This window comes from Thauera sp. WB-2 (assembly GCF_027594845.1).
Lineage (GTDB): Bacteria > Pseudomonadota > Gammaproteobacteria > Burkholderiales > Rhodocyclaceae > Thauera > Thauera mechernichensis.
The window spans coordinates 1570332-1593368 of the sequence record NZ_CP088935.1 but is presented as its reverse complement, the minus strand read 5'-3'; the positions used below and the strand labels follow the sequence as shown (position 1 = coordinate 1593368).

Annotated in this window: 24 protein-coding genes; 17 read left to right on the top strand and 7 right to left on the bottom strand. The window is 65.9% G+C overall.

Annotated elements, in window-relative coordinates:
• The first annotated feature begins 12 nt into the window (after nt 1–12).
• From LQF09_RS07245 to LQF09_RS07225, 5 genes are all read left to right on the top strand, one after another.
• Nucleotides 13–396, top strand: a complete 384-nt coding sequence (locus LQF09_RS07245) for a DMT family protein (RefSeq protein WP_037983894.1) — start codon at nt 13–15, stop codon at nt 394–396.
• 14 nt (nt 397–410) lie between these two features.
• Entirely contained in the window at nt 411–1049 is a 639-nt protein-coding gene (locus LQF09_RS07240; protein ID WP_002923651.1) for a deoxynucleoside kinase, read from the top strand.
• Between the two features lie 109 nt (nt 1050–1158).
• The gene (gene panB, locus LQF09_RS07235) at nt 1159–1974 is read left to right on the top strand and encodes a 3-methyl-2-oxobutanoate hydroxymethyltransferase (protein ID WP_002923649.1); all 816 of its coding nucleotides are present in this window, start codon (nt 1159–1161) and stop codon (nt 1972–1974) included.
• A 60-nt stretch (nt 1975–2034) separates the two neighbouring features.
• A complete protein-coding gene (gene panC / locus LQF09_RS07230; RefSeq protein ID WP_002923645.1) occupies nt 2035–2862 on the top strand; it encodes a pantoate--beta-alanine ligase in 828 nt (275 codons plus the stop codon).
• Nucleotides 2863–2976: 114 nt separating this feature from the next.
• Complete coding sequence (locus LQF09_RS07225; RefSeq protein ID WP_002923644.1) at nt 2977–3423, top strand: CBS domain-containing protein; 447 nt, start codon at nt 2977–2979, stop codon at nt 3421–3423.
• Between the two features lie 97 nt (nt 3424–3520).
• Here the strand turns inward: LQF09_RS07225 and pepN are convergent, their stop codons facing one another.
• Nucleotides 3521–6196 (bottom strand): aminopeptidase N, encoded by a 2676-nt coding sequence (gene pepN / locus LQF09_RS07220; RefSeq protein WP_270069573.1) that lies wholly within the window; start codon nt 6194–6196, stop codon nt 3521–3523.
• Nucleotides 6197–6331: 135 nt separating this feature from the next.
• A complete protein-coding gene (locus tag LQF09_RS07215) occupies nt 6332–6853 on the bottom strand; it encodes an RDD family protein (protein WP_232433184.1) in 522 nt (173 codons plus the stop codon).
• A 248-nt stretch (nt 6854–7101) separates the two neighbouring features.
• Here LQF09_RS07215 and LQF09_RS07210 point away from each other — a divergent pair, with 248 nt between their 5' ends.
• The 5 genes from LQF09_RS07210 to LQF09_RS07190 all read left to right on the top strand — a co-directional run bounded on the left by LQF09_RS07210 (nt 7102) and on the right by LQF09_RS07190 (nt 12977).
• Nucleotides 7102–8814, top strand: a complete 1713-nt coding sequence (locus tag LQF09_RS07210; protein ID WP_270069572.1) for an acetolactate synthase 3 catalytic subunit — start codon at nt 7102–7104, stop codon at nt 8812–8814.
• Nucleotides 8815–8848: 34 nt separating this feature from the next.
• Nucleotides 8849–9340, top strand: a complete 492-nt coding sequence (gene ilvN, locus LQF09_RS07205) for an acetolactate synthase small subunit (protein ID WP_002923638.1) — start codon at nt 8849–8851, stop codon at nt 9338–9340.
• A gap of 74 nt (nt 9341–9414) precedes the next feature.
• Nucleotides 9415–10431, top strand: coding sequence for a ketol-acid reductoisomerase (gene ilvC, locus LQF09_RS07200; protein WP_002923637.1), 1017 nt, complete (start codon nt 9415–9417; stop codon nt 10429–10431).
• A 189-nt stretch (nt 10432–10620) separates the two neighbouring features.
• Nucleotides 10621–11439, top strand: a complete 819-nt coding sequence (pssA, locus tag LQF09_RS07195; RefSeq protein WP_002923634.1) for a CDP-diacylglycerol--serine O-phosphatidyltransferase — start codon at nt 10621–10623, stop codon at nt 11437–11439.
• On the top strand, nt 11436–12977 hold the full coding sequence (locus LQF09_RS07190; RefSeq protein ID WP_002923631.1) for a 2-isopropylmalate synthase: 1542 nt from the start codon (nt 11436–11438) through the stop codon (nt 12975–12977). Before pssA ends, LQF09_RS07190 begins: the two co-directional genes overlap by 4 nt.
• Before the next feature lie 114 nt (nt 12978–13091).
• On the opposite strand, the gene LQF09_RS07185 is transcribed toward LQF09_RS07190, so the two are convergent.
• The 3 genes from LQF09_RS07185 to LQF09_RS07175 all read right to left on the bottom strand — a co-directional run bounded on the left by LQF09_RS07185 (nt 13092) and on the right by LQF09_RS07175 (nt 15661).
• Nucleotides 13092–13469 carry a DUF2069 domain-containing protein gene (locus LQF09_RS07185; protein WP_270069571.1) on the bottom strand — a complete coding sequence of 126 codons (378 nt, stop codon included), beginning with the start codon at nt 13467–13469 and terminating at the stop codon, nt 13092–13094.
• Entirely contained in the window at nt 13466–14065 is a 600-nt protein-coding gene (wrbA, locus tag LQF09_RS07180; RefSeq protein WP_002923628.1) for an NAD(P)H:quinone oxidoreductase, read from the bottom strand. Before wrbA ends, LQF09_RS07185 begins: the two co-directional genes overlap by 4 nt.
• 81 nt (nt 14066–14146) lie before the next feature.
• Nucleotides 14147–15661 carry a hypothetical protein gene (locus LQF09_RS07175; protein WP_270069570.1) on the bottom strand — a complete coding sequence of 505 codons (1515 nt, stop codon included), beginning with the start codon at nt 15659–15661 and terminating at the stop codon, nt 14147–14149.
• A 191-nt stretch (nt 15662–15852) separates the two neighbouring features.
• On the opposite strand from LQF09_RS07175, the gene rpsP reads away from it, so the two are divergent.
• From rpsP to rplS, 4 genes are all read left to right on the top strand, one after another.
• The gene (gene rpsP, locus LQF09_RS07170; RefSeq protein WP_270069569.1) at nt 15853–16104 is read left to right on the top strand and encodes a 30S ribosomal protein S16; all 252 of its coding nucleotides are present in this window, start codon (nt 15853–15855) and stop codon (nt 16102–16104) included.
• Between the two features lie 31 nt (nt 16105–16135).
• Nucleotides 16136–16654 carry a ribosome maturation factor RimM gene (gene rimM, locus LQF09_RS07165; RefSeq protein WP_270069568.1) on the top strand — a complete coding sequence of 173 codons (519 nt, stop codon included), beginning with the start codon at nt 16136–16138 and terminating at the stop codon, nt 16652–16654.
• An 83-nt stretch (nt 16655–16737) separates the two neighbouring features.
• Entirely contained in the window at nt 16738–17487 is a 750-nt protein-coding gene (gene trmD, locus LQF09_RS07160) for a tRNA (guanosine(37)-N1)-methyltransferase TrmD (protein WP_232433196.1), read from the top strand.
• A gap of 98 nt (nt 17488–17585) precedes the next feature.
• The gene (gene rplS, locus LQF09_RS07155) at nt 17586–17987 is read left to right on the top strand and encodes a 50S ribosomal protein L19 (RefSeq protein ID WP_002923618.1); all 402 of its coding nucleotides are present in this window, start codon (nt 17586–17588) and stop codon (nt 17985–17987) included.
• Nucleotides 17988–18111: 124 nt separating this feature from the next.
• Here rplS and lptG read toward each other — a convergent pair whose 3' ends face one another.
• Together lptG and lptF are read right to left on the bottom strand one after the other, a co-directional pair.
• Nucleotides 18112–19188 carry an LPS export ABC transporter permease LptG gene (lptG, locus tag LQF09_RS07150; protein WP_002923616.1) on the bottom strand — a complete coding sequence of 359 codons (1077 nt, stop codon included), beginning with the start codon at nt 19186–19188 and terminating at the stop codon, nt 18112–18114.
• The gene (gene lptF, locus LQF09_RS07145; RefSeq protein WP_002923610.1) at nt 19185–20267 is read right to left on the bottom strand and encodes an LPS export ABC transporter permease LptF; all 1083 of its coding nucleotides are present in this window, start codon (nt 20265–20267) and stop codon (nt 19185–19187) included. The genes lptG and lptF overlap by 4 nt, the downstream gene beginning before the upstream one ends.
• A 182-nt stretch (nt 20268–20449) precedes the next feature.
• On the opposite strand from lptF, the gene LQF09_RS07140 reads away from it, so the two are divergent.
• The 3 genes from LQF09_RS07140 to LQF09_RS07130 are packed head-to-tail and all read left to right on the top strand — an operon-like array spanning nt 20450 to nt 23000.
• On the top strand, nt 20450–21955 hold the full coding sequence (locus LQF09_RS07140) for a leucyl aminopeptidase (protein WP_270069567.1): 1506 nt from the start codon (nt 20450–20452) through the stop codon (nt 21953–21955).
• A gap of 23 nt (nt 21956–21978) precedes the next feature.
• Nucleotides 21979–22419 (top strand): DNA polymerase III subunit chi, encoded by a 441-nt coding sequence (locus LQF09_RS07135; protein WP_002935891.1) that lies wholly within the window; start codon nt 21979–21981, stop codon nt 22417–22419.
• On the top strand, nt 22416–23000 hold the full coding sequence (locus LQF09_RS07130) for a hypothetical protein (RefSeq protein WP_270069566.1): 585 nt from the start codon (nt 22416–22418) through the stop codon (nt 22998–23000). Before LQF09_RS07135 ends, LQF09_RS07130 begins: the two co-directional genes overlap by 4 nt.
• The last annotated feature ends 37 nt before the right edge of the window (nt 23001–23037 follow it).

The following is a 23037-nucleotide window of genomic DNA, read 5'->3' as shown; positions in this document are numbered from 1 at the left end:
TCCGAGGTTCCCATGCCTGTCTGGCTCCAGTCCGCTACATCGGCCGCAACCGCTAGCCCGGTATGGTTGCAGACCGCCCTGCTGCTCACCGCCTCCAACGTGTTCATGACCTTCGCCTGGTACGGACACCTCAAGAACATGCAGAGCAAGGCGTGGTACGTGGCCGCTCTCGTGAGCTGGGGCATCGCACTGTTCGAGTACCTGCTGCAGGTGCCGGCAAACAGGATCGGTGCAACCACCTTGAGCCTCGCGCAGCTCAAGATCATGCAGGAGGTGATCACGCTGCTCGTGTTCATCCCCTTCGTCGTGCTGTACATGAAACAGCCGCTCAAGCTTGACTATCTATGGGCGGCGCTGTGTATGCTCGGTGCCGTCTATTTCATCTTTCGCAGCTGACGAAGGCGCCCCGCATGCTCGACAAAGCCCGCTACATCGTCGTCGAAGGCCCTATCGGCGCCGGCAAGACCTCTCTCGCCCGTCGTCTGGCCGAACGCCTTCAGGCCGAGACCCTGCTCGAGCAGGCCGAACACAACCCCTTCCTCGGGCGCTTCTACCAGAACGCGGAGCGCTGGGCACTGGCGACGCAGGTGTCCTTCCTGTTCCAGCGCCTGGACCAGCTCGCCGCACTCGGCCCGGTCGACGGCGACCGCCGCGTGGTGTCGGACTTCCTGCTCGACAAGGACCGCCTGTTTGCAGAGCAGAACCTGGGGGCGGACGAACTCGCGCTCTACCAGCGCGTGCACGACAGCGTGCAGCGGGTCGAACCGCCCCGGCCCGACCTCGTGATCTATCTGCAGGCGCGCCCGGACACCCTGATGGAGCGCGTCCGCAAGCGCGGACTGGACGCCGAGCGTCGCATCACCGAGCTCTACCTTGAGCAGGTCGCCAACCGCTACACGCGCTACTTCTACCAGTACGACGCAGCACCGCTGTTCATCGTCGACGCTGGCGTCCTCAACCCGGTCGACAAGGATGAGGATTTCGAGCTCCTGCTCGAACGCCTGCGCGAGATGCGGGGCTATCGCGAGTTCTTCGGCTACGCGGGCTGAGCCCCTTGCCCGGGCCCGGATTCGCCACCGGACACCCAGCCGGCGCAGCGTCACACTTGTGCAATGCACCACTTTGGTGAAAACTCCGGGCTCCCTTCAGGAGTGACCCATGAGCTACCTCCAGGACCAGAAACCCGTCAGTCTGTTCGAACTTGGCAAGATGCGCGCCGAAGGCCGCAAGATCGCCATGCTCACCTGTTATGACGCAAGCTTTGCCGCTCTGCTCGGCCGCGCCGGCGTCGACAGCATCCTCATCGGCGACTCGCTCGGCAACGTGCTGCAAGGCCAGAAATCCACGCTGCCGGTCACACTCGAGCAGATGGCCTACCACACCGAGTGCGTGGCGCGTGCCAATGCCCGCCCGTTCATCGTCACAGACATGCCCTTCGGCAGCTATCACGAGAACCGCGAGCAGGCCATGCGCAACGCCGCACGCCTGATGGCGGCCGGTGCCCAGATGGTGAAACTCGAGGGTGGCGAGTTCATGGCCGACACGATCCGCTTCCTGGTCGAGCGCGGCGTACCCGTCTGCGCCCACATCGGCCTCACCCCGCAGGCAGTACATCAGCTTGGCGGCTATCGCGTACAGGGTCGCAGCGAGGAAGGAGCGGCGCGGCTCAAGGCCGACGCCCTCGCCCTCGAGCAGGCCGGCGCGGCGCTGATGGTGATGGAGATGGTGCCCGCCGAGCTTGCCAGCACGATCACGCGCAGTCTGAGCAGTATGGCCACCATCGGCATCGGCGCGGGGGCAGGCTGCGATGGCCAGGTGCTGGTGCTGCACGACATGCTCGGCGTATTCCACGGCAAGACCGCACGCTTTGTGCGCAACTTCATGGACGGCGCGACCAGCATCGAGGACGCCGTGGCGCGCTACGCCGCCGCCGTCAAGGACGGCAGCTTCCCGGCCGCCGAACACTGCTACTGAACGGCCCGTTCGCCGACCTCGCCCCCCTTTCCAGCACACCCTACGCAAGACCAGGACGCAATGCAGATCCACCACACCATCGAGAGCCTGCGCAGCGCGCGCGCGCAGGCAGGCCGAGTGGCCTTCGTGCCGACCATGGGCAACCTGCACGAGGGCCATATTGCGCTGATGCGACAGGCCCGCGCGCACGCCGACTGTGTGATTGCGAGCATCTTCGTCAACCGCCTGCAGTTCGGCGCCGGCGAGGACTTCGACCACTACCCGCGCACCTTTGCCGCCGACTGCGAGAAGCTCGAAGCGGCCGGCGTGGCGCACCTGTTTGCGCCCGACGAGCAGGTCATGTACCCGCAGCCGCAGCGCTACCATGTGGAACCCGCGCCGGCACAGGTCTCCATCCTGGAGGGCGAATTCCGCCCGGGCCATTTCCGTGGCGTGGCGACCGTGGTGATGAAGCTGCTCAACATCGTGCAGCCCGACGTCGCCCTGTTCGGCAAGAAGGACTACCAGCAACTGATGGTGTTGAGCAACATGGTGCGCGAGATGGCGATGCCGGTCGAGGTGTTGCCGGGAGACACGGTGCGCGCCGACGACGGCCTTGCGCTGTCCTCGCGCAATGGCTACCTGAGCGCCGAAGAACGCCGCCGCGCGCCCCTGCTCCACCGCCTGCTGTGCCGCATCCGCGACGCGGTGCGCAGCGGCGACCATGACCTGCTCAAGCTCGAGACCGAGGCCATGGCAGAACTCGAGGCCGCTGGCTGGCAACCGGACTACATCGCGGTGCGCCGGCGTGCCGACCTGCAACCGCCGGTGCACCTGGACGATGCACTCGTCGTCCTCGCAGCCGCGCGCCTGGGCAAGACACGGCTGATCGACAACCTGGAGATCTGACGCCCGTCAGGGTTCCTCCGGCCTTGCGTCCATGCCCAGTTATGGTTAAAAACGGGGTACAAGAACACCGCGTATCTGCGGCCTGCACATAAACAAGGATGGGGGATTGAAAAGATGGCGACGAGCGTAAGACAGATCCTGGAACAAAAGGGCGCAACCTTTCATGCGGTGCGGCCCACCGATTCGGTCTTCGATGCCCTCTCCCTGATGGCGCAATTCGACGTTGGCTCGGTGCTGGTCATCGACAACGATCGCCTGGTCGGAATCTTCACCGAGCGTGACTACGCCCGCAAGGTCGTGCTCAAGGGCCTGATGTCGCGCGACGTGAAGGTGGGCGACCTGATGACGGCAAACCCGCACACCGTCTCGCTCAGTCACCAGGTGGACGAGGTGATGTCGATCATGACCGAACGCCGCTTCCGTCACCTCCCCGTGGTCGAGGAAGGCAAGGTGCTCGGCATCGTGACGATCGGCGACATGGTCAAGTCCATCGTCAGTCACCAGAAAGAGACGATCAAGCATCTCGAGAGCTACATCGCCGGCGACCTCGCCGCCGAGTGAGAGCGCTCGAGCGGGTTTGATACCCCGCTGAACGCAACCAGCAAGACGCCGGACACCGTCCGGCGTCTTGCTTTGCACCCTGGTGTTGCAAGCAGGCCTATTGCTGCAGCGCCTTGCCGACGATCTCCGCCACGTCAGGCGACAGCCCCGGGCTTGCAAGCACACGCTCGAGCTGAGGCCGGATACGCGCCTGCAGCGCAGGCACATAATGGCGCCAGTTCTCGAGCGCACGCGCCATTCGCGCGGCGACCTGCGGATTGCGCGCATCGAGCGCGATCACCTGGTCGGCCCAGAAGGCATAACCGCTACCGTCGGCGAGGTGGAATTCACCTGGGTTTGCACGGAAATAGGTGCCGAGCAGGGCATAGACCTTGTTCGGATTGGCGAGACTGAACGCAGGATCGCTCAGCAGTACCCTGACCCGGTCCAGCGCCGGCTCCCCGCCCTCTTCCCAACGCCATGCGCCGGCCTGCAGTGCGAACCACTTGTCGAGCACCAGCGCGTCATTGCGATAGCGCGCATGGAAGGCAAGCAGCGCTGCGCCGCGTGCCGGGTTGCTGCTCTGCACCAGCGCCGCGAGCGCGCCAAAGCGCTCGGTCATGTTGGTCGCCGCCGCGAAGCGCGCCTCGGCGAGCGCCAGGCCACTCGCCTGCCCACCCGCGCACAGGTAGCGCAAGGCCAGGTTGACCAGCGCACGCTTGCCAGCGTCACCGGGGTGGTAACGATAAGGGCCGCTCACCTGCATGCCATCGACCACTCTCAGCCAGTCGCCGGCGAGCTCGCGGCCAAGTGCTCCCATCACGGCGATCAGCGCCGTGCGCAGCGCCCCCGGATCAGCCGGGGACATGCGCTCGAGCAGATAGGGCTCGGCCGGCAGGGCGAGCGCCTGGGCGCGGAAGGCCGGATCGAGGCGCGTATCGGCAAGCAGCGCCCGGAAGGCATTGACGAAGGCCTGCGGCAGGCCGGCACGGGCGCCGCCTGCCATCGCCAGGACGACGCGCTCGGCATAACGCTGGGCGGCATCCCAGCGGTTGAAGGGGTCGGCATCGTGCGCCATGCGGAAGGCCAGGCGGGCGTCGTCCTCATCGAGCTCGAGGATGACCGGCGCCGAGAAGCCGCGCAACAGCGAGGGTACCGGCTCGGCGGCGAGGCCGATGAAGCGGAACACTTGCACTTCCTCGGTCAGCTTGAGCACCCGCGTCGTGGCGCCCGCCTGGGTCTCGCCTTCGAGTCGCAGCGGCAGGTCACGGCCGTCCGGACCGATCAACCCGACCGCGACCGGGATCACCAGCGGCAGCTTGTCAGGCTGGCCAGGCGTCGCCGGGGTGTGCTGCGACAGAGTCAGGGCGTAGCAGCCATCGGCCGCGTTCCATGTCCCGCTTGCCTTCACCCGCGGTGTGCCGGCCTGGCTGTACCAGCGCATGAACTGATCGAGATCGAAGCCGTTGTTGGCCTCGGACATCACCTCCACGAAGTCGTCGCAGGTCACCGCCTGGCCGTCGAAATAGCTGAAGTAGAGATCCATGCCATTGCGAAAACCTTCCTGCCCGAGCAGGGTGTGCAGCATGCGGATGACCTCGGCACCCTTTTCGTACACGGTGGCGGTGTAGAAGTTGTTGATCTCCTGGTAGCTGTCGGGGCGGATCGGATGCGCCATCGGGCCTCCGTCCTCGGGGAACTGCGCCGCGCGCAGCACACGCACGTCGTCGATGCGCTTGACCGCGCGCGCCGAGGCCGCGCCCTCCGGCCCGGCAGCGCGCGCCAGCATGTCGGCAGAAAACTGCTGGTCGCGGAAGACGGTGAGACCTTCCTTGAGGGTGAGCTGGAACCAGTCGCGGCAGGTGACGCGGTTGCCCGTCCAGTTGTGGAAGTACTCGTGCGCAACGACGCTCTCGACGTTCTCGTAATCGACGTCGGTGGCGGTGTCCGGTTTGGCGAGGACGAACTTGGTATTGAAGATGTTCAGCCCCTTGTTCTCCATCGCCCCCATGTTGAAGTCGGCCACGGCCACGATCATGAAGCGGTCGAGATCGAGTTCCAGGCCGAAGGTCTCCTCGTCCCAGCGCATCGAGTTCACCAGCGCCTCCATCGCATGCTCGCAACGGTCGAGGTTGCCCTCCTCCACCCACACCTGCAGCAGCACCTCACGGCCGGACAGCGTGCGCACCTTGCGCTCGAGCGCGACCAGCCTGGCCGCCACCAGCGCAAACAGGTAGGACGGCTTTGGAAAGGGGTCTTCCCACTTTGCGTAGTGACGCCCGTTGGGCAGCTCGCCCTGCCCCACCAGGTTGCCGTTCGACAGCAGCACCGGGCAGGCCTCGCGGTCGGCCTCCAGCGTCACCGTGTAGCGCGCCATCACATCCGGCCGGTCCGGGAACCAGGTGATGCGGCGAAAGCCCTCGGCCTCGCACTGGGTGAAGAAGCCGCCTGACGACAGATACAGGCCGGACAGCGTTGTATTGGCGCGCGGATCGACTCGCGTGCGCACTTCGACCATGACGGACTCGCCGGCGGCATCGATCTCGAGCAGCGCCCCCGTCTCGCGCAACGCCACCGGCTGCGCGCCATCGACGGTCAGCTCGAGGCGCTCCATGGCCTCGCCCCAGAGGCGGATCGGCCCCGGCGCGGCATCAGGATTGCGAACGCAGCGCATGCGGTTGGTCACCACTGTCGCACCGGCATCGAGGGCGAAATGGAGGTCAACGGTGTCTACCGTCCACGAAAGCGGCTGGTAGTCGGCTCGCTGGATGGTCTGGGGCTGCTCGTTCTGCATATTGTTCTCCGTGCAGCCAGGACTGCGGTCCGCAGGCTGGCGTTGGGGTCGGTTCCGGGGCGCTTGCCTGGCGCCGGACACCAGCGTCGAGCGGACCGACTGGTTGCGCCAGGGGAGGCCCCGAAGATCACTGCATCAGGTTTTGGGCGAAGACGGCAGGAGCACGATACAAGTCCCGGCCAGGCGGTCATGCAGGAACTGACGGTCACGATCGATCAGCGCCCACACCAGGCCACCACCGAACAGCATCAGCGACGGCCACGCAAGCGCATAGCGCAGCCAGGCCTGCCCACGGCCCACCGCACGGCCATCGTCGGCGCGCACGAGCTTGAGCCGCCACGTCTGCATCGACAGGGTCTGGCCGTTACGGCGCCAGTACCAGACGAAATAGGCGCCGAGTACGGCGAAGATGTGTACCCAGGCAAACCAGCCCGGTGGCGCGAACTCGAACACCACGCCAAGAACCAGATAGGGGATCAGGAAAGTCAGCGCAAGCACGCCGAGCAGCAGCAAGGACTCATAAAGCATTGCCGCCAGCCGTCGGCGCAACCCGGCAAGCTCGACCACCGGCCTTCCGGCCCGTGCCGAGCCCTCTGCCACCCCACCCTGGACGGGTTCAGGGCGGACAACGGCAGCCTTGCTCTTCCTACGTGTCATGAGGTCATCCGCAAAGCGCGCCCGGCCGATGGCACGGCAAGGCTGAAACAGAAAGGTGGAGCTCAGGACGGACCCGAGGCGGCCCGCCGACAGCGTGCCGGCCGCCCTGAGACGAGGTCGGACGCGCCCCGCCCATCGGAAAACCCGGATTTACAGGCACACGCACCAGGGACGCAGCCTTGACCAAACCGCGGACGGCCGGTAACGTTCTGCGTTTATTCAAACCCCAACAAACAAGCGAGCTTTCGATGGTGCTGTCCGGAGCCGAAATTGTAATCAGGTGCCTGCAGGAAGAAAAGGTCGAGTATGTCTTCGGCTATCCGGGCGGTGCGGTGCTGTTCCTTTACGACGCGCTGTTCCAGCAGGATCAGGTGCGCCACGTGCTGGTGCGCCACGAGCAGGCCGCGGTGCACGCTGCCGACGGCTTCGCGCGCAGCACCGAAAAGGTCGGCGTCGCACTGGTGACCTCCGGCCCTGGCGCCACCAACGCAGTCACCGGCATCGCCACTGCCTACTGTGATTCGATCCCGATGGTGATCATCTCCGGCCAGGTGCCCACGGCGGCGATCGGCCAGGACGCCTTCCAGGAAGTCGACACCGTCGGCATCACCCGTCCCTGCGTGAAACACAACTTCCTCGTCAAGGACGTGCGCGACATCGCGGCAACGATGAAGAAGGCCTTCTACCTGGCGCGCACCGGGCGCCCCGGGCCCGTGCTGGTCGACATTCCCAAGGACGTGTCGATGCACAAGTGCGAGTTCGAGTATCCGCGCGAGATCTCGATGCGCTCGTACAACCCGGTGGTCAAGGGCCACTCCGGCCAGATCAAGAAGGCCGTGCAGCTGCTGCTCGAAGCCAAGCGCCCGATGATCTACACCGGCGGCGGCGTGGTGCTGTCCAACGCCGCCGAACAGATCACCCGCCTCACCCGCCTGCTCGGCTACCCGATCACCAACACCCTGATGGGCCTGGGCGGCTACCCCGCCAGCGATCGTCAGTACCTGGGCATGCCGGGCATGCACGGCACTTTCGAAGCCAACATGGCGATGCACTACTCCGACGTGCTGCTCGCCGTCGGCGCCCGCTTCGACGACCGCGTCATTGGCAACCCGGCGCACTTTGCCGAAGAGCCGCGCAAGATCATCCACGTCGACATCGACCCCTCCTCCATCTCCAAGCGCGTCAAGGTTGACGTCCCCATCGTCGGCGACGTCAAGGAATTGCTCGAGGAGATGATCCGCCAGCTCGAGGCAGGCGAGGCCCGCCCCAACCCCGATGCGCTCGCCGCATGGTGGAAGCAGGTCGACGAGTGGCGCAGCCGCAAGTGCATGGTGTACAAGAACTCGGACGAGATCATCAAGCCGCAGTTCGTCATCCAGAAGCTCTGGGAAGTAACCGGCGGCGAGGCCATCGTCACCTCCGACGTCGGCCAGCACCAGATGTGGGCCGCGCAGTACTACGCCTTCGACAAGCCGCGGCGCTGGCTCAACTCTGGCGGCCTCGGCACCATGGGCGTGGGCATGCCCTACGCCATGGGCGCCAAGCTCGCCAACCCGGACCGCCAGGTGGCCTGCGTGACCGGCGAGGCCTCGATCCAGATGAACATCCAGGAACTGTCGACCTGCAAGCAGTTCCGCCTGCCGATCAAGATCTGCAACCTCAACAACCGCTACCTGGGCATGGTGCGCCAGTGGCAGGAACTGTTCCACGGCGGGCGCTACTCCGAGTCCTACATGGATTCGCTGCCCGACTTCGCCAAGCTGGCCGAGTCCTACGGCCACGTCGGCATCCGCGTGGACCGCCCGGCCGACGTCGAAGGCGCGCTGCGCGAGGCCTTCACCACGCACAAGGACGAACTCGTCTTCCTCGACTTCCAGGTCGACCAGACCGAGAACGTGTACCCGATGGTGCAAGGCGGCAAGGGTCTCACCGAGATGATCCTGTCGGCCGAAGACCTCTGAACGCCCTCCCGCTGAACCCGGACCCGAACACACCATGCGTCACGTCATCTCCCTCCTGATCGAAAACGAAGCCGGTGCGCTGTCGCGCGTGTCCGGCCTGTTCTCGGCGCGCGGCTACAACATCGAATCGCTCACGGTGGCCCCCACCGAGGACGCCTCGATGTCCCGCATGTCGATCGTCACCACCGGCTCGGACGACATCATCGAGCAGATCACCAAGCAGCTGAACAAGCTGATCGAGGTGGTCAAGGTGGTCGACATCTCCGAAGCGGCCCACATCGAGCGCGAGCTGATGCTCATCAAGGTGCGCGCCACCGGCAAGGACCGCGAGGAGATCAAGCGCACCACCGACATCTTCCGCGCCCGCATCATCGACGTCACCGACACGTCCTACGTCGTCGAACTGACTGGCAACCAGGGCAAGCTCGACGCCTTCATCGGCGCGATCGACCCCTCGCTGATCCTCGAGACGGTGCGCTCGGGCGTGTGCGGCATCGGCCGCGGCGACCGCGTACTCAAGCTCTGAGGCTGCGCGCGCTCGCATCCACACTCGCAGAACCCCGCACCACCTCCAGACCCGCTAAGCAAGAAAGGAAAGACATGAAGGTTTATTACGACAAGGACGCCGACCTCTCCCTCATCAAGGGCAAGAAGGTCACCATCGTCGGCTACGGCTCGCAGGGCCATGCCCACGCCCAGAACCTGTCCGACTCCGGCGTCAAGGTCACCGTCGGCCTGCGCAAGGACGGCTCGTCGTGGGACAAGGCCAAGGCTGCCGGCCTCAAGGTCGAAGAGATCGCCAAGGCCGTCAAGGGCGCCGACGTCGTCATGATCCTGCTGCCGGACGAGAACATCCCGCAGGTCTACAAGGACGAAGTCGAACCGAACATCAAGAAGGGCGGCGTGCTCGCCTTCGCCCACGGTTTCAACGTGCACTACAACCAGGTCGTGCCGCGCGAGGACCTGGACGTGATCATGGTCGCCCCGAAGGGCCCCGGCCACACCGTGCGTTCCGAGTACCTGCGCGGGGGCGGCGTGCCGTCGCTGATCGCCGTGTACCAGGACAAGTCCGGCAAGGCGCGTGACATCGCCCTTTCCTACGCCGCAGCCAACGGCGGCACCAAGGGCGGCGTGATCGAGACCAACTTCCGCGAAGAGACCGAGACCGACCTCTTCGGCGAGCAGGCCGTGCTGTGCGGCGGCGCCGTCGAGCTGGTGAAGATGGGTTTCGAGACCCTGACCGAAGCCGGCTACGCGCCCGAGATGGCCTACTTCGAGTGCCTGCACGAACTCAAGCTGATCGTCGACCTGATGTACGAAGGCGGCATCGCGACGATGAACTACTCGATCTCGAACAACGCCGAGTACGGCGAGTACGTGACCGGCCCCGAGGTCATCAACGAGCAGTCGCGCGAAGCCATGCGCAACGCGCTCAAGCGCATCCAGACCGGCGAGTACGCCAAGATGTTCATCCTCGAGGGCCGCACCAACTACCCGAGCATGACCGCCCGACGCCGCCTGAACGCCGCCCACCCGATCGAGCAGGTCGGCGCCCAGCTGCGCGAGATGATGCCCTGGATCAAGGCCAAGGCCCTGGTCGACAAGTCGAAGAACTGATCTTCGCCTTCGGCTGACAGAGGCCGGTGCCGCGCAAGCGGCACCGGCCTTTTTCATTGCATCGGACCGTGGCCCCACACAGAAGCAGCGGACGCGCCCGGCCCCTTGTCCGCATGCGCTAGAATCCAGGCTTCGGAACTCCACGAAGCGACGCCGAACGTGTCCTACCCAGATCAAGAGCCGCTGCCGATGCTAGACAAGCGCCGCCGCGGCATCTACATCCTGCCCAACCTGTTTACAACCGCAGCGCTGTTCGCCGGCTTCTATGCGATCGTGCAGGCCATGAACGACCGCTTCGAGTATGCCGCGGTGGCGATCTTCGTCGCCATGGTGCTCGACGGACTGGACGGCCGCATCGCCCGCCTCACCAACACCCAGAGCGAGTTCGGCGCCGAGTACGACTCGCTGTCGGACATGGTGTCCTTCGGTGCCGCACCGGCCCTGGTCATGTACGAATGGGCCCTGCAGGACCTGGGCAAGCTGGGCTGGATCGCCGCCTTCATCTATTGCGCCGGCGCCGCGCTGCGCCTGGCGCGCTTCAACACCAACATCGACGTCGTCGACAAGCGCTTCTTCCAGGGTCTGCCCAGCCCGGCTGCCGCAGCGCTGATCGCAGGTATGGTCTGGGTCGGCCTGGACAACGGCTTCGCCGGCCCCGAACTGCAGTGGTACGCCTGCGGTCTCACCATCTTCGCGGGCGTTTCCATGGTCAGCAACGTGCTGTTCTGGAGCGGCAAGGACATCAACCTGCGCAAGAGCGTGCCCTTCATCGTGTTGATCGCGCTGGTGCTCGCCTTCGCGCTCATCTCCAGCTATCCGCCAGGCATCCTGTTCGCACTCTTCCTCGCCTACGCAGCGTCCGGCTACGTCTTCGCACTGGTGCGCTGGCGCCGACGCCGTCAGAATCGGCTGGAGGCGACGACGACAAGCACCACGCAGGCGGTCGAGACCGCCACGCCTGCAGCGCCCGAGCAGGGCGATTCCTCCGACCCCGGGAGCAAATCATGAAAGACAAGCTGATCATCTTCGACACCACCTTGCGCGACGGCGAGCAAAGCCCGGGCGCGTCGATGACGCGCGACGAGAAGCTGCGCATCGCCCGCCAACTCGAGCGCATGCGGGTCGACGTCATCGAGGCCGGCTTCGCCGCCGCCTCGAATGGCGACTTCGAGTCGGTGCGCGCGATCGCCGAAGCGATCAAGGAGTCCACCGTCTGTTCGCTGGCGCGCGCCAGCGAAGCCGATATCCGGCGCTCGGGTGAAGCGATCGCCCCCGCAGCACGCGGCCGCATCCACACCTTCATCGCCACCAGCCCGATCCATATGGAGAAAAAGCTGCGCATGACGCCCGACCAGGTGGTCGAGCAGGCAGTCAAGGCGATCGGCTGGGCGCGCCAGTTCACCGACGACGTCGAATTCTCGGCCGAGGACGCCGGACGCTCGGAACTCGACTTCCTCGCGCGCATCTTCGAAGCCGTGATCGCGGCCGGCGCCAGGACCATCAACGTGCCGGATACGGTCGGCTACAACGTACCCGACCAGTTCGCCGCGACCCTTCGCAGCCTGATCGAACGCGTACCCAATGCGGACAAGGTCGTATGGTCGGTGCACTGTCACAACGACCTCGGCCTCGCGGTGGCGAACTCGCTCGCCGCCGTGCGCGTCGGCGCACGCCAGGTCGAATGCACGATCAACGGGCTCGGCGAACGCGCCGGCAATGCCTCGCTCGAGGAAATCGTCATGGCGGTACGCACGCGCGCCGACATCTTCCCGGTCGAAACCGGGATCGACACCACCCAGATCGTACCCGCCTCCAAGCTGGTGTCTCAGATCACCGGCTACCCAGTGCAGCCCAACAAGGCCATCGTCGGCGCCAACGCCTTCGCTCACGAGTCGGGCATCCACCAGGACGGCGTGCTCAAACATCGCGAAACCTACGAGATCATGCGTGCCGAGGACGTCGGCTGGGGTGCCAACAAGCTGGTGCTCGGCAAGCTGTCCGGGCGCAACGCCTTCCGCGCCCGCCTGATCGAGCTCGGCATCGAGATCGAGAGCGAGGAGCACCTCAACCACGCCTTCGCGCGCTTCAAAGAACTCGCCGACAAGAAGCACGAGATCTTCGACGAGGACCTGACCGCGCTGATGCGCGACGAAGCCGTCACCCCAGAACTCGAGCACTACCGCCTGCTGTCGAGCCGTTTCCACTCCGAAACCGGAGAGACCCCGCTGGCGGCAATCACGCTGGCCGTCGGCGGCGCCGAGAAGCACGCCGAAGCCGAAGGCTCGGGACCGGTGGACGCGGCTTTCAAGGCCATCGAGTCGGTGGTGTCGAGCGGCAGCGAGCTGCTGCTCTACTCGGTCAATGCCATCACCACCGGCACCGACGCCCAGGGCGAAGTCACCGTACGCCTGTCAAGGAGCGGACGCGTCATGGACGGCCAGGGCGCCGACACCGACATCATCGTCGCCTCGGCCAAGGCCTACCTGAACGCGCTCAACAAGCTGCACGCCGGCACTGCACGCCTGAACCCCCAGGTCGGCCCCTGAACACCGCCCTCCCCTGGTCGACGGACCTGCCAAGATGAACAAGGCCCGCAGCAAGTGCGGGCCTTGTTCATTCAAGCGCGGCGGAAGTTGCCACCCGCTGCGAGCGAGGCGCCCTCAGTCCGGCCTGGCCGAGTCCGCCTCCTGCGCCCGCAGACGGGACGGCGCGGTATAGCGCGCATGGAAGGTCGTGCTGACGAACAGCGCTGTGGCCAGCGTAGCCTCGATGATCGCGAACACCCCCATCAGGCCTGGATCAGTGGCGCGCAACACACCCTCGGTGAAGTACAGCAGCGACAACATCGACACCCACTGCGAGGTGTAGCGCTTGCCGCGCAGGATACCGAACACCGCGGGCAGCAAGGGCACCGCCTTGAGAATCATCCACGAGCCGCCGGGGCGCAGCGGCGCAAGCCAGCCCTCCCACACCACGCTCAGCACGATCAGGCCGAGCAGTGCGAAGCTGGAAACACGTACGAAGATCTGTGGGTTCATGCGTTCCTCCCCAGCCGAAGCGCCACTTCAGCGAGCCGGCGCCCCTGGGCCCTGGCCAGCGTGATCTCCTCAGTGCTCAGCAGCGGCGCGCCATCGATGCCGGCCACGTGGGTCGCCCCATAGGGCGTCCCGCCACTTCGCGTATGCGCGAGCGCGGGCTCGGTGTACGGCAGGCCCATGAGCAACATGCCGTGGTGCAGCAGGGGCACCATCATCGTCAGCAAGGTACTCTCCTGTCCACCATGCAGCCCGCCGCTCGAAGTGAACACACAGGCCGGCTTGCCTGCGAGGACGCCGCCGACCCAGGCGCCGGCAAGGCCGTCGAGGAAGTACTTCATCGGTGCAGCCATGTTGCCGAAACGGGTCGGACTGCCCAACGCCAGGCCAGCGCACTGCTCGAGGTCAGCCGCTTCGACGTAGGGCGGACCGTCGGCCGGGATGTCGTCCTCGACCGCCTCGCATACCGTAGACACCCGTGGCACCGTCCTGACCCTGGCGCCAGCGCCGGGAACCTGATGGATACCGAGCGCGATCTGCTCGGCGAGCGCACGCACGGAGCCACGATGGCTGTAATAAAGAACAAGGATCTCTTGCATCGGCATCTGCATTCCAGGGCGGGGGGCCGAATTATACCCCTCACGCGCGTGCGCCTCCGGCGTTCCAGACCGCTCGTCGGTTCAGATCGGATAGGGGTCGATCTCGTACTGGAACAGTTCGACGCTGGGCGTCTGCATGTCCAGGCCCAGCGCGCGCGCCTGTGCCACATAGACATGCCCCAGATCGCGTACGAACACAAAGCGCCGCGATGCGTAGGTACCAGCCAGCGCCAGCATCGCCGGATGCCGCCGCACCGGCTCCATGACCGGCAGAGAAAGCGCTGGTGAAGGATGGAGCGCCGCCGTGCCGCGGAAACCAACCTTCACGGACTGGAATGAAGGGCCGATGAGTTGCAGACCGAGTTCAAGCTGTCCGGGATGCTCGCTGCGCACCCAACGCACGACGCATACCGACCACGGCTGCCCGTGCTCGCGCCGCAGCGCCACCGCACTGCCCGCCTCGACCTCGCAATCGACACCCGCAGCGCTCATGATCGCGTAACCACCGGGGCTCTCGTTCAGCACCACCCACTCGTGCACCCGCCCCTGCTCGCGCAACCCACATCCGAGCTCCCACACGGTCTTGAGGCCAACGCTGACCTGGATGACGTACTGCTGCGCCCGCCGCGGCTGCTCGCGCACCGGTGTTGCCATCCAGTGCATGCGCAGGCGACGCAGCAAGGCAAGCATCTCCAGCGGCGCAAGCCCGGCAGGAAATCCCCCCTCCTCCGCTGCGAGCGGCTCGATATCGCAACTGCTGCCTGCCAACTCAGCCGCAGTCATGTGTGCTGTTACCCAGTCGATGCACTCGCTGAGCTTCTGTGCCATCGCCCTCGGGTTGAACGCCCACGCCCGCCCTTCGGCCAGCAGTTCCGCGGGTACTGCGCGACGGGCAAGCGCCACCGGCGGCGCGTCGGCGCCGGGATCGATCCACCACACGGCACCGCCTTCGGTCGCTGCATCGGGCGCCAGCAAGGCGACCGCGAGGACGCGCTCATCGAGAAAATCGAACAACCAGGCAAGCTCGCGCGCAGTAAGCCCCTCGGGCTGCGAAACCGCGACCGCAAGAAGGCGGAGATAGGCAGTGCGTGCTGCGCTGGCCTCGCCTGCCGCAAGATCGACCGCGCTCGCCAGTCGGTGCGCCAGACGCCAGCAACCTGCGGGCGTCTGCATGGCTGCGAGTCCCGACAGCACACAGGCCTCGGTGACGAGCCCGAGCGCACTGGCAGCCAGCGTCTGGCGCGCAGCGCTGGCCCTCAGCAGCGAGCGCCGGCCGGCATCGACCAGCTCTGCGTAGGCCCCCGCAACATCGAGCAGGGCGACACAGACCTGCTCGGTAAGCTCGAACACCGTGGCGGCGAGCGGCAGGTGGGCCGCAAGCAACTGCGGACGCAAGCGCTCTGCCAGGTCCATCACTCGCTCGGACACCTCATCGACCAGCACCTGCTTGCGCTCGGCCGCGATGCCCGGCGCAGCCAGGATCGGCATATGGCGCTTGAGCGCAACGAGATCCGCCGCAGGATCGTCAGCCGGCTCGCCACCCAGCCAGTCGCTCAGCGCCTGCAAGGCATCGGAAAGTGCTCGAGGGTCGTCCATCATCCTGCTCAATCAACGGGCTCGACCTGCATTCTAGCCGCTTGTGGGATGGCCGCGCGCACGCTGAGCACGACCATCGAGCATGCGGCCAGACCATGAACGGCAGAAGGAAAGACGCGCAAGTCCTTGCTCTTGCGGGAACGTTCCCATATAATCCGACGTTTTTCGCATCTACCGATCAGGAAAATCAGATGGTCGTCATTCGCCTTGCCCGTGGTGGCGCCAAAAAGCGCCCGTTCTTCAACATGGTTGTTGCCGATTCGCGCAACCGCCGCGACGGTCGCTTCATCGAGCGCGTTGGCTACTACAACCCGATCGCCTCGGGCGCCGAAAAGGGCCTCGTGGTCAACAGCGAGCGCCTGGCCTACTGGGAGCAGAACGGCGCCCAGCTGTCGCCGACGGTCGCCCGTCTGGTCAAGCAGGCCGCCAAGGCCGCAGCCTGATCAGCGCCAGTCTGCTACGGCGGAATACGGCATGATCGTACTGGGGCGCATCGTCGCCCCTTTTGGCGTTCAGGGCTGGATCAAGATCCATCCCTTCGGCGACGACCCCGCTGCCTGGCGCAAGATGTCGCACTGGTGGCTGAGTCGTGACGACAATGCGCCTGCAGCGCAGTGGAAGCAATACACGCTGAGCGCCTGCCGCACGCACGGCAAGGGACTGGTTGCCACGCTGGCCGAAGTCCCCGACCGTAATGCGGCCGAGGCGATCAACGGCTTCTACATCGCCGCTCCACGCGAAGCCCTGCCCGCAACCGAAGACGGCGAGTACTACTGGGGCGACCTTGTCGGGCTCACCGTCGATAACGAGGCAGGCGAGGCCCTTGGCGTCGTCGGTGGACTGTTGTCGACCGGTGCCCACGACGTGTTGCAGGTGCGCGAAGGCGCGGGCGAAGATGCCGTCGAACGGCTGATTCCCTTCGTCGCCGCCTACGTGCTCGACGTTGACCTCGCTGCCCGGCATATCCGGGTGAGCTGGGAGAAAGATTGGTAGACGTCAGCCAGGAGGATGCGGGGCGGTCTGCCGGCATAGAAAGTGGCCAGCGTCGCTACGACGTGATCACGCTCTTCCCCGAGATGTTCTCTGCCCTCACGGCAAGCGGCATCACGCGGCGAGCGAAGGACAAGGGGCTGTACGAACTCGGGTTCCACAACCCGCGCGACTACACCCACGACCCGCACCGCACGGTCGATGACCGCCCCTACGGTGGCGGGCCGGGCATGGTGATGCTTGCCGAGCCGCTGGCACAGTCGATCGCCGCTGCGCGCGCGGCACAGCACGCAGCCACGGGCAAGCAGGCCCGGGTGATCTACCTGTCGCCTCAGGGGCGCAGGCTGGATCAGGCGGTAGTGATGGAGTTGGCGGCAGAGGCGGGCCTGGTGCTGCTGTGCGGCCGCTACGAAGGCGTTGACCAGCGCCTGATCGATCGCGAGGTCGACGAAGAACTCTCGCTCGGCGACTTCGTGCTGTCGGGTGGGGAACTGCCGGCGATGGTGCTGCTCGATGCAATCGTGCGCCAGTTGCCCGGCGCACTGAATACCGCCGGATCGGCACAGGAGGACTCCTTCGCCGACGGCCTGCTGGACTGTCCGCATTACACGCGGCCAGAGCTGTACGAGAACGAACGCGTGCCCGACGTGCTGCTGTCGGGCAACCATGCGGCGATCCGCCGCTGGCGGCTGAAGCAGTCCCTGGGCCGCACCTGGCTGCGCCGGCCCGAATTGCTGGCTGCGCGGCCACTGAGCAAGACCGAATTGAAACTGCTTGACGAGTTCAGGCAGGAGCAAGCCGGGGCAAAAGGCGACCTGCATGCGCAGGGTGTCTGAAAGCCCGATCACAAACGGCAGGCATCAGGTTTCGACCTGCTCTGCTGCCAGGCCGATGCAACAAGGCAGAGGCCGATAACATAGATGGAGTTAGTCCAATGAACCTGCTTCAGCAACTCGAACAAGAAGAGATCGCCCGCGTTTCCGAAGGCAAGACCATCCCCGAGTTCGGTCCCGGCGACACCGTGATCGTCCAGGTGAAGGTCAAGGAAGGCAACCGCGAGCGTCTGCAGGCCTATGAAGGCGTCGTCATCGCCAAGCGCAACCGTGGCCTGAACTCGTCCTTCATCGTCCGCAAGATCTCCTCGGGCGAAGGCGTCGAGCGTACGTTCCAGACCTACTCGCCGCTGGTCGCCGGCGTTGAAGTGAAGCGCCGCGGCGACGTCCGCCGCGCCAAGCTCTACTACCTGCGCCAGCGTTCGGGCAAGTCGGCTCGTATCAAGGAAAAGCTGGACTACAAGGCGGTCGCTGCACGGCGCGCTGCCCAGCAGCAAGGCTGATTGCCGGTTATCCGGCAAGACGACAAAAAACGGGCTTCGGCCCGTTTTTTGTTTTTGCGCATCCCGTTTTCGCGCGCCATCATCTCCAGCAGCCCGGCGCCCGGTCCGCGACGCAAACCCTCGCTCAGCGCCGCTCGACGCGATGCAGCATGTAGCCTGCCGCAGCCAGGAAGATCAGGCTGGGCGTAAGCGCCGCAAGCAGGGGCGGCCAAGCGTTGATCATGCCAAGATTCGAGAACAGGCCGTTGAGCAGATGGAAGGCAACGCCGAGCATCACGCCGACGAAGATGCGCGCACTCGCGCCGCCCATGCGATCGTGAATGAAGCCGAAGGGCATCGCCAGTGCCATCATCACCAGCACCGCGAACGGATACACCACCTTCTTCCACAGCGCGATCTCGAAACGATCGGCACTCTGGTTGTTGTCACGCAGGTGGCTGATGTAGGCCCACAGCTTGTCGAAGGGCATGTGCTCCGGCGACACCATCAGTACGCCGAGCACCTCCGGCGTCAGATCCGATCGCCAGCCGATCTCGGGCAGCACCTCGACCTCGGTACGATCGCCCAGGAAGCGGGTGCGTGACACCTCGAGCAGCTTCCATTCGCCTGAACCGTCATACACGCCGCGCTTGGCCTCGGCAATCGATACCAGCTCGTAGTTGTCGTTGAAGGTGTAGACCCGGGCATTGCGCATGCTGCGATCGGGCATCAGCGTGCGCACGTTGATCACCAGGCGCCCATCCTTGACCCACAGCCCGGAGCGCAACTGCTGCGACACGGTGGCATTGGTTGCGTTGAGCTTCCACTCCTGCGCCGCGGTCGCAGCGGGCGGCGCGAGATACTCGCCGACGAGGAAGGTGAACGCCACGAACACCCCGCCAATCAGGCCCAGCGTACGCATCAGCACCAGATTGGACATGCCCGAGGCACGCATCACCGTGATCTCGGAGTGCCGCGCCAGGGTTGCGAGCGCATACAGGCTACCGATCAGCACCGCGATCGGCATCAACTCGTAGACCAGCGCGGGCAGGCTCAGCAGCACATAGACAAAGGCCTGGTAGAGCGTGTAGCCCCCCTTGCCCACATCCTCGAGCTCGTTGATGAAGTCGAAGAAGGCGAACAGGCCGACGAAGGCGAGCAGGACAAGTGCCGTTGCCGACAGGATCTCGCGCGCCAGGTAGCGCAGCAGCACGCCGCTCATGACCGCCTCCGCCAGAACGGTGAGATTGCCAGCCGCTTGTAGAACAACAGCCCGAGCACACCGGCCACAACCAGGTGCGGCAGCACGAGTCCGAGCGTAAAGCCGATTCGACCCTGCGCGACCCAGGACTGGAATACGGAGATGGCGTTGCTGTAGAGAAGGTACACGAGCAGGGCCACCAGCATGTTGTTGGCACGACCGGCCCGCGGATTGACGAAGGACAGCGGAATCGCCATCAAGGCAAGCAGCAGCGCGGTGAGCGGCGCGCTGAAACGCGCCAGCAACTCACCCAGGGCGCTCGAGCTGTCCAGGGCAAGCAGCACTGCCGTTGGCAAGGCGCGCGTACGCGACGGCTGCCCCGCCATCTGGCGTTGTTCGACCAGGACCTCGTAGCGCTCGAACTCCATCACCCTGTACTGGGGTGTGCCGGGCCGACCGTCGTAGCGCCTGCCCTTCTCGAGCACGACATAGCGACGCCCCTCCTCGTCGCTGCGCAGGAAACCCTCGGCCGATACGATGACGACAAGCCCGCCATCGCGCGCCTGCTCGCTGACGAACACATTGCGCACGCGACCATCCTCGCCTGCCCCCACCTCGACGAAGAACACGCGCTGAGCGCTCGACGACTCGCGAAACACGCCGGGAGCGACCCGGTGGGTATCGTCGCGACTCTCCAGCAACTGGCGATACTCGGCGCTCTTGAGCTGCGACCAGGGCGTCAGGTACAGCGCCCCCGCCCCGATCACGATCACCATCGGCAGCGCGAACATCAGCACCGGCCGGATCCAGGCCGTGAGCGGCACGCCGGCCGCGAACCAGACCACCATCTCGGAATCGCGGTAGCTGCGCGACAACGACACCAGGATGGCGATGAACAAGGTCAGCGTCAGCACCGTCGGCAACTGTGCGAGCGCACCGAAGCCGATCAATGCCATGACCGCGTCGGCCGGAACACGGCCGCCTGCCGCCTGCCCGAGCAAGCGGATGAGGACGGTGGAGATCAGGATCGCGAACAGCGCCACGAACACCGCGGCTGCCGTTTGGGCGAATTCCCGTTGCAGGGCGCGCCGGAAGATCATCGGGCGAAGGTCAGGAACCGAGTTGCAAGACAGCGTTGTGGTCTGGATCTCGCCAGCGTTGACGGAACCGCCGCTGGGGCGGCCACGACGGCGGTGGCGGGGAGGCGGTTTTGACGCCCTGCTCGGGTACGGGCCATAATCGGCGACGATCCGAAGCAAGCGTTCATCAAAGGAAAAAGCGGATGGAATTTACCATAAAGACCGGCAGCCCGGCGAAGCTCAAGACCGGCCTCCTGGTGCTGGGCGCCTTCGCTGGCGGCAAGCTGAGCGTACTCACGGCGGCCGTGGATGGCGCGACCGAAGGCCGCATCGCGGCGCTGATCAAGCGTGGCGATCTCGACGACAAGGCCGGCTCGACCCTGCTCATCCCCGACCTCGCGGGCACCCAAGCCGAGCGCGTGCTGCTGGTCAGCCTCGGCAAGGCCGAGGACTTCGGCGACAAGGCCTACCGCGACGCCCTCGGCGCAGCGGCCAAGGTCATCAGCAGCAGCGCAGCCAAGGATGCTGTGCTGGCGCTGGCCGACATCGAGCTCGAGGGCCGCAGCCTGTCGTGGCGGTTGCAGCAGGCGGCCCGCATCGTCGCCGACGGCGCCTACGGCTTCGATGCGCTCAAATCCGACCAGGGCAAGAAGACGCGCAAGGAGCGCGGTGCGCGCAAGCTTACCCTGCTCGTCAGCAGCGAGCTTTCGGCCGAACTCGACACTGCCGTACTGCAAGGGCACGCAATCGCCACCGGCATGGCGCTGGCCAAGGACCTCGGCAACCTCCCCGGCAACATCTGCACCCCCACCCACCTCGCCGAGACGGCCCAGGCACTGGGCAAGCAGTACAAGTTCGGCGTCGAGGTGCTCGAACGGGCCGACATGGAGAAGCTCGGCATGGGCTCCTTCCTGTCGGTGGCCCGCGGCTCGCACCAGCCGCCCAAGTTCATCGTCATGGAATACAAGGGCGGCAAGGCGAAGGCCAAGCCGATCGTACTGGTCGGCAAGGGCATCACCTTCGACACCGGCGGTATCTCGCTCAAGCCCGCAGCCGAGATGGACGAGATGAAGTACGACATGTGCGGCGCGGCCAGCGTGCTCGGCACCTTCAAGGCGGTTGCACAGATGGGTCTGCCGATCAATCTCGTCGGCCTCATCCCCACCACCGAAAACATGCCCGGCGGCGGAGCGACCAAGCCTGGCGACGTCGTCACCTCGATGTCGGGCCAGACCATCGAGGTACTCAACACCGACGCCGAGGGGCGCCTCATCCTGTGCGACGCGCTGACCTACGCCGAGCGCTTCAAGCCCGAGTGCGTGATCGACATCGCCACCCTCACCGGCGCCTGCGTGGTCGCGCTGGGCAAGATCCCCAGCGGCCTGCTGGCCAACGACGACGACCTTGCCGCTGAGCTCCTCAAGCGCGGCACGGAGTCTGGCGATCGTGCCTGGCAGCTGCCACTGTGGGACGAGTACCAGGAGCTGCTCAAGAGCAACTTTGCGGACATGGGCAACATCGGCGGCCGCTACGCCGGCACCATTACCGCAGCCTGCTTCCTCGCGCGCTTCACCAAGGCGTACAAGTGGGCGCATCTGGACATCGCCGGCACCGCCTGGGTGTCGGGCGAGGCCAAGGGTGCAACCGGCCGCCCGGTACCGCTGCTGTCCGGCTTCCTGATCGGCCGCGCTCAGGCAGCAGCGCGCTGAGCAGCCGCCAGGCCACAGCCGGCATGGGCACGCGCATCCACTTCTACCACAACACCCCCGACCGCCTCGCCCTCGTAGGCGAGCTGGTCGGGAGGGCGCTCGAGCGCGGGCGCAAGGCAGCGGTGCGTTTTCCCGATGGCACGATGCTCAAGCGCTTCGACCAGTTGCTGTGGACCCGGGAACCTCAGTCCTTCACGCCCCATGTCGCGGTCGACTCGCCACTCGCTGGCGAAACCCCCATCGTGCTGGCGGAGGCTGGTACCGCTACCCCCTGGCCGCACACCGACATGCTGCTCAACCTGGCCGACGACATCCCCCCCGGCTTCGAGCACTTCCGCCTGCTGATCGAAATCGTCGGCCAGACGGAGGCCGACAAGGCACCTGCGCGCGCGCGCTGGGGCCACTACCGGCAGCGCGGCCTGGAGTTGAAGGCTTTCGACTCGGTAATGAGGGCGCCCTTGTGAACCAGGATTGGCAGGGACTTTCCCCTGAAGACGAGCTCGAGCGTGCCGACGATCTGCTCAACCAGGCCGACGCCCTGCTCAAGCGCCACCAGGCAAAGGACGACGCCGGCGGCATGGACTGGTATCCAACCCCTGAGCTGGACGAGGACGACCTGCCCATCCTCACCGAGGTCGTCGAGGATTTTGCGCTGCCGCCAGACTGGCCCGCGACGTCGGCACCCCATGCAACCGGCTTCGAGCGCCCGCCGACACCCCCTCCGAAGGCCCACGCTTCCTCGGTGCAGGCGCCCCCCAGTGCCGGCGCCGACCACAGTGCAGCGCTGCAGGCGGCGCTGTCATCCCGGCTGGCGGAAAAGCTGGTCGAACTCGACACCGAGATCGCGCGCGAGATCGGCCTCTGGGTTTCCACCGAGATGCCTCAGATCCTCTCCCGCGAGCTCGATGGCCTGGCCAGCCGCCTGCAGGCCGAGATGCAGGCGCACCTGCGCGCCACGCTTCTGCCCGAGCTCTCCGCCCGCGTCGGCCGCCTGCTCGACGACGCCGGCGCGCCCCAGGCCGTCCAACCGCCCTCACGCACCTGAGGCGCTGCCGACGCAACGATAGCGGCGCAGGCACGCG

Bases quoted from the DNA above. Each gene is read 5' to 3' on its own strand.
- LQF09_RS07245 (WP_037983894.1), top strand. From the start codon at position 13: ATGCCTGTCTGGCTCCAGTCCGCTACATCGGCCGCAACCGCTAGCCCG.
- LQF09_RS07240 (WP_002923651.1), top strand. From the start codon at position 411: ATGCTCGACAAAGCCCGCTACATCGTCGTCGAAGGCCCTATCGGCGCC.
- panB (WP_002923649.1), top strand. From the start codon at position 1,159: ATGAGCTACCTCCAGGACCAGAAACCCGTCAGTCTGTTCGAACTTGGC.
- panC (WP_002923645.1), top strand. From the start codon at position 2,035: ATGCAGATCCACCACACCATCGAGAGCCTGCGCAGCGCGCGCGCGCAG.
- LQF09_RS07225 (WP_002923644.1), top strand. From the start codon at position 2,977: ATGGCGACGAGCGTAAGACAGATCCTGGAACAAAAGGGCGCAACCTTT.
- pepN (WP_270069573.1), bottom strand. From the start codon at position 6,196: ATGCAGAACGAGCAGCCCCAGACCATCCAGCGAGCCGACTACCAGCCG.
- LQF09_RS07215 (WP_232433184.1), bottom strand. From the start codon at position 6,853: ATGACACGTAGGAAGAGCAAGGCTGCCGTTGTCCGCCCTGAACCCGTC.
- LQF09_RS07210 (WP_270069572.1), top strand. From the start codon at position 7,102: ATGGTGCTGTCCGGAGCCGAAATTGTAATCAGGTGCCTGCAGGAAGAA.
- ilvN (WP_002923638.1), top strand. From the start codon at position 8,849: ATGCGTCACGTCATCTCCCTCCTGATCGAAAACGAAGCCGGTGCGCTG.
- ilvC (WP_002923637.1), top strand. From the start codon at position 9,415: ATGAAGGTTTATTACGACAAGGACGCCGACCTCTCCCTCATCAAGGGC.
- pssA (WP_002923634.1), top strand. From the start codon at position 10,621: ATGCTAGACAAGCGCCGCCGCGGCATCTACATCCTGCCCAACCTGTTT.
- LQF09_RS07190 (WP_002923631.1), top strand. From the start codon at position 11,436: ATGAAAGACAAGCTGATCATCTTCGACACCACCTTGCGCGACGGCGAG.
- LQF09_RS07185 (WP_270069571.1), bottom strand. From the start codon at position 13,469: ATGAACCCACAGATCTTCGTACGTGTTTCCAGCTTCGCACTGCTCGGC.
- wrbA (WP_002923628.1), bottom strand. From the start codon at position 14,065: ATGCAAGAGATCCTTGTTCTTTATTACAGCCATCGTGGCTCCGTGCGT.
- LQF09_RS07175 (WP_270069570.1), bottom strand. From the start codon at position 15,661: ATGGACGACCCTCGAGCACTTTCCGATGCCTTGCAGGCGCTGAGCGAC.
- rpsP (WP_270069569.1), top strand. From the start codon at position 15,853: ATGGTCGTCATTCGCCTTGCCCGTGGTGGCGCCAAAAAGCGCCCGTTC.
- rimM (WP_270069568.1), top strand. From the start codon at position 16,136: ATGATCGTACTGGGGCGCATCGTCGCCCCTTTTGGCGTTCAGGGCTGG.
- trmD (WP_232433196.1), top strand. From the start codon at position 16,738: ATGTTCTCTGCCCTCACGGCAAGCGGCATCACGCGGCGAGCGAAGGAC.
- rplS (WP_002923618.1), top strand. From the start codon at position 17,586: ATGAACCTGCTTCAGCAACTCGAACAAGAAGAGATCGCCCGCGTTTCC.
- lptG (WP_002923616.1), bottom strand. From the start codon at position 19,188: ATGAGCGGCGTGCTGCTGCGCTACCTGGCGCGCGAGATCCTGTCGGCA.
- lptF (WP_002923610.1), bottom strand. From the start codon at position 20,267: ATGATCTTCCGGCGCGCCCTGCAACGGGAATTCGCCCAAACGGCAGCC.
- LQF09_RS07140 (WP_270069567.1), top strand. From the start codon at position 20,450: ATGGAATTTACCATAAAGACCGGCAGCCCGGCGAAGCTCAAGACCGGC.
- LQF09_RS07135 (WP_002935891.1), top strand. From the start codon at position 21,979: ATGGGCACGCGCATCCACTTCTACCACAACACCCCCGACCGCCTCGCC.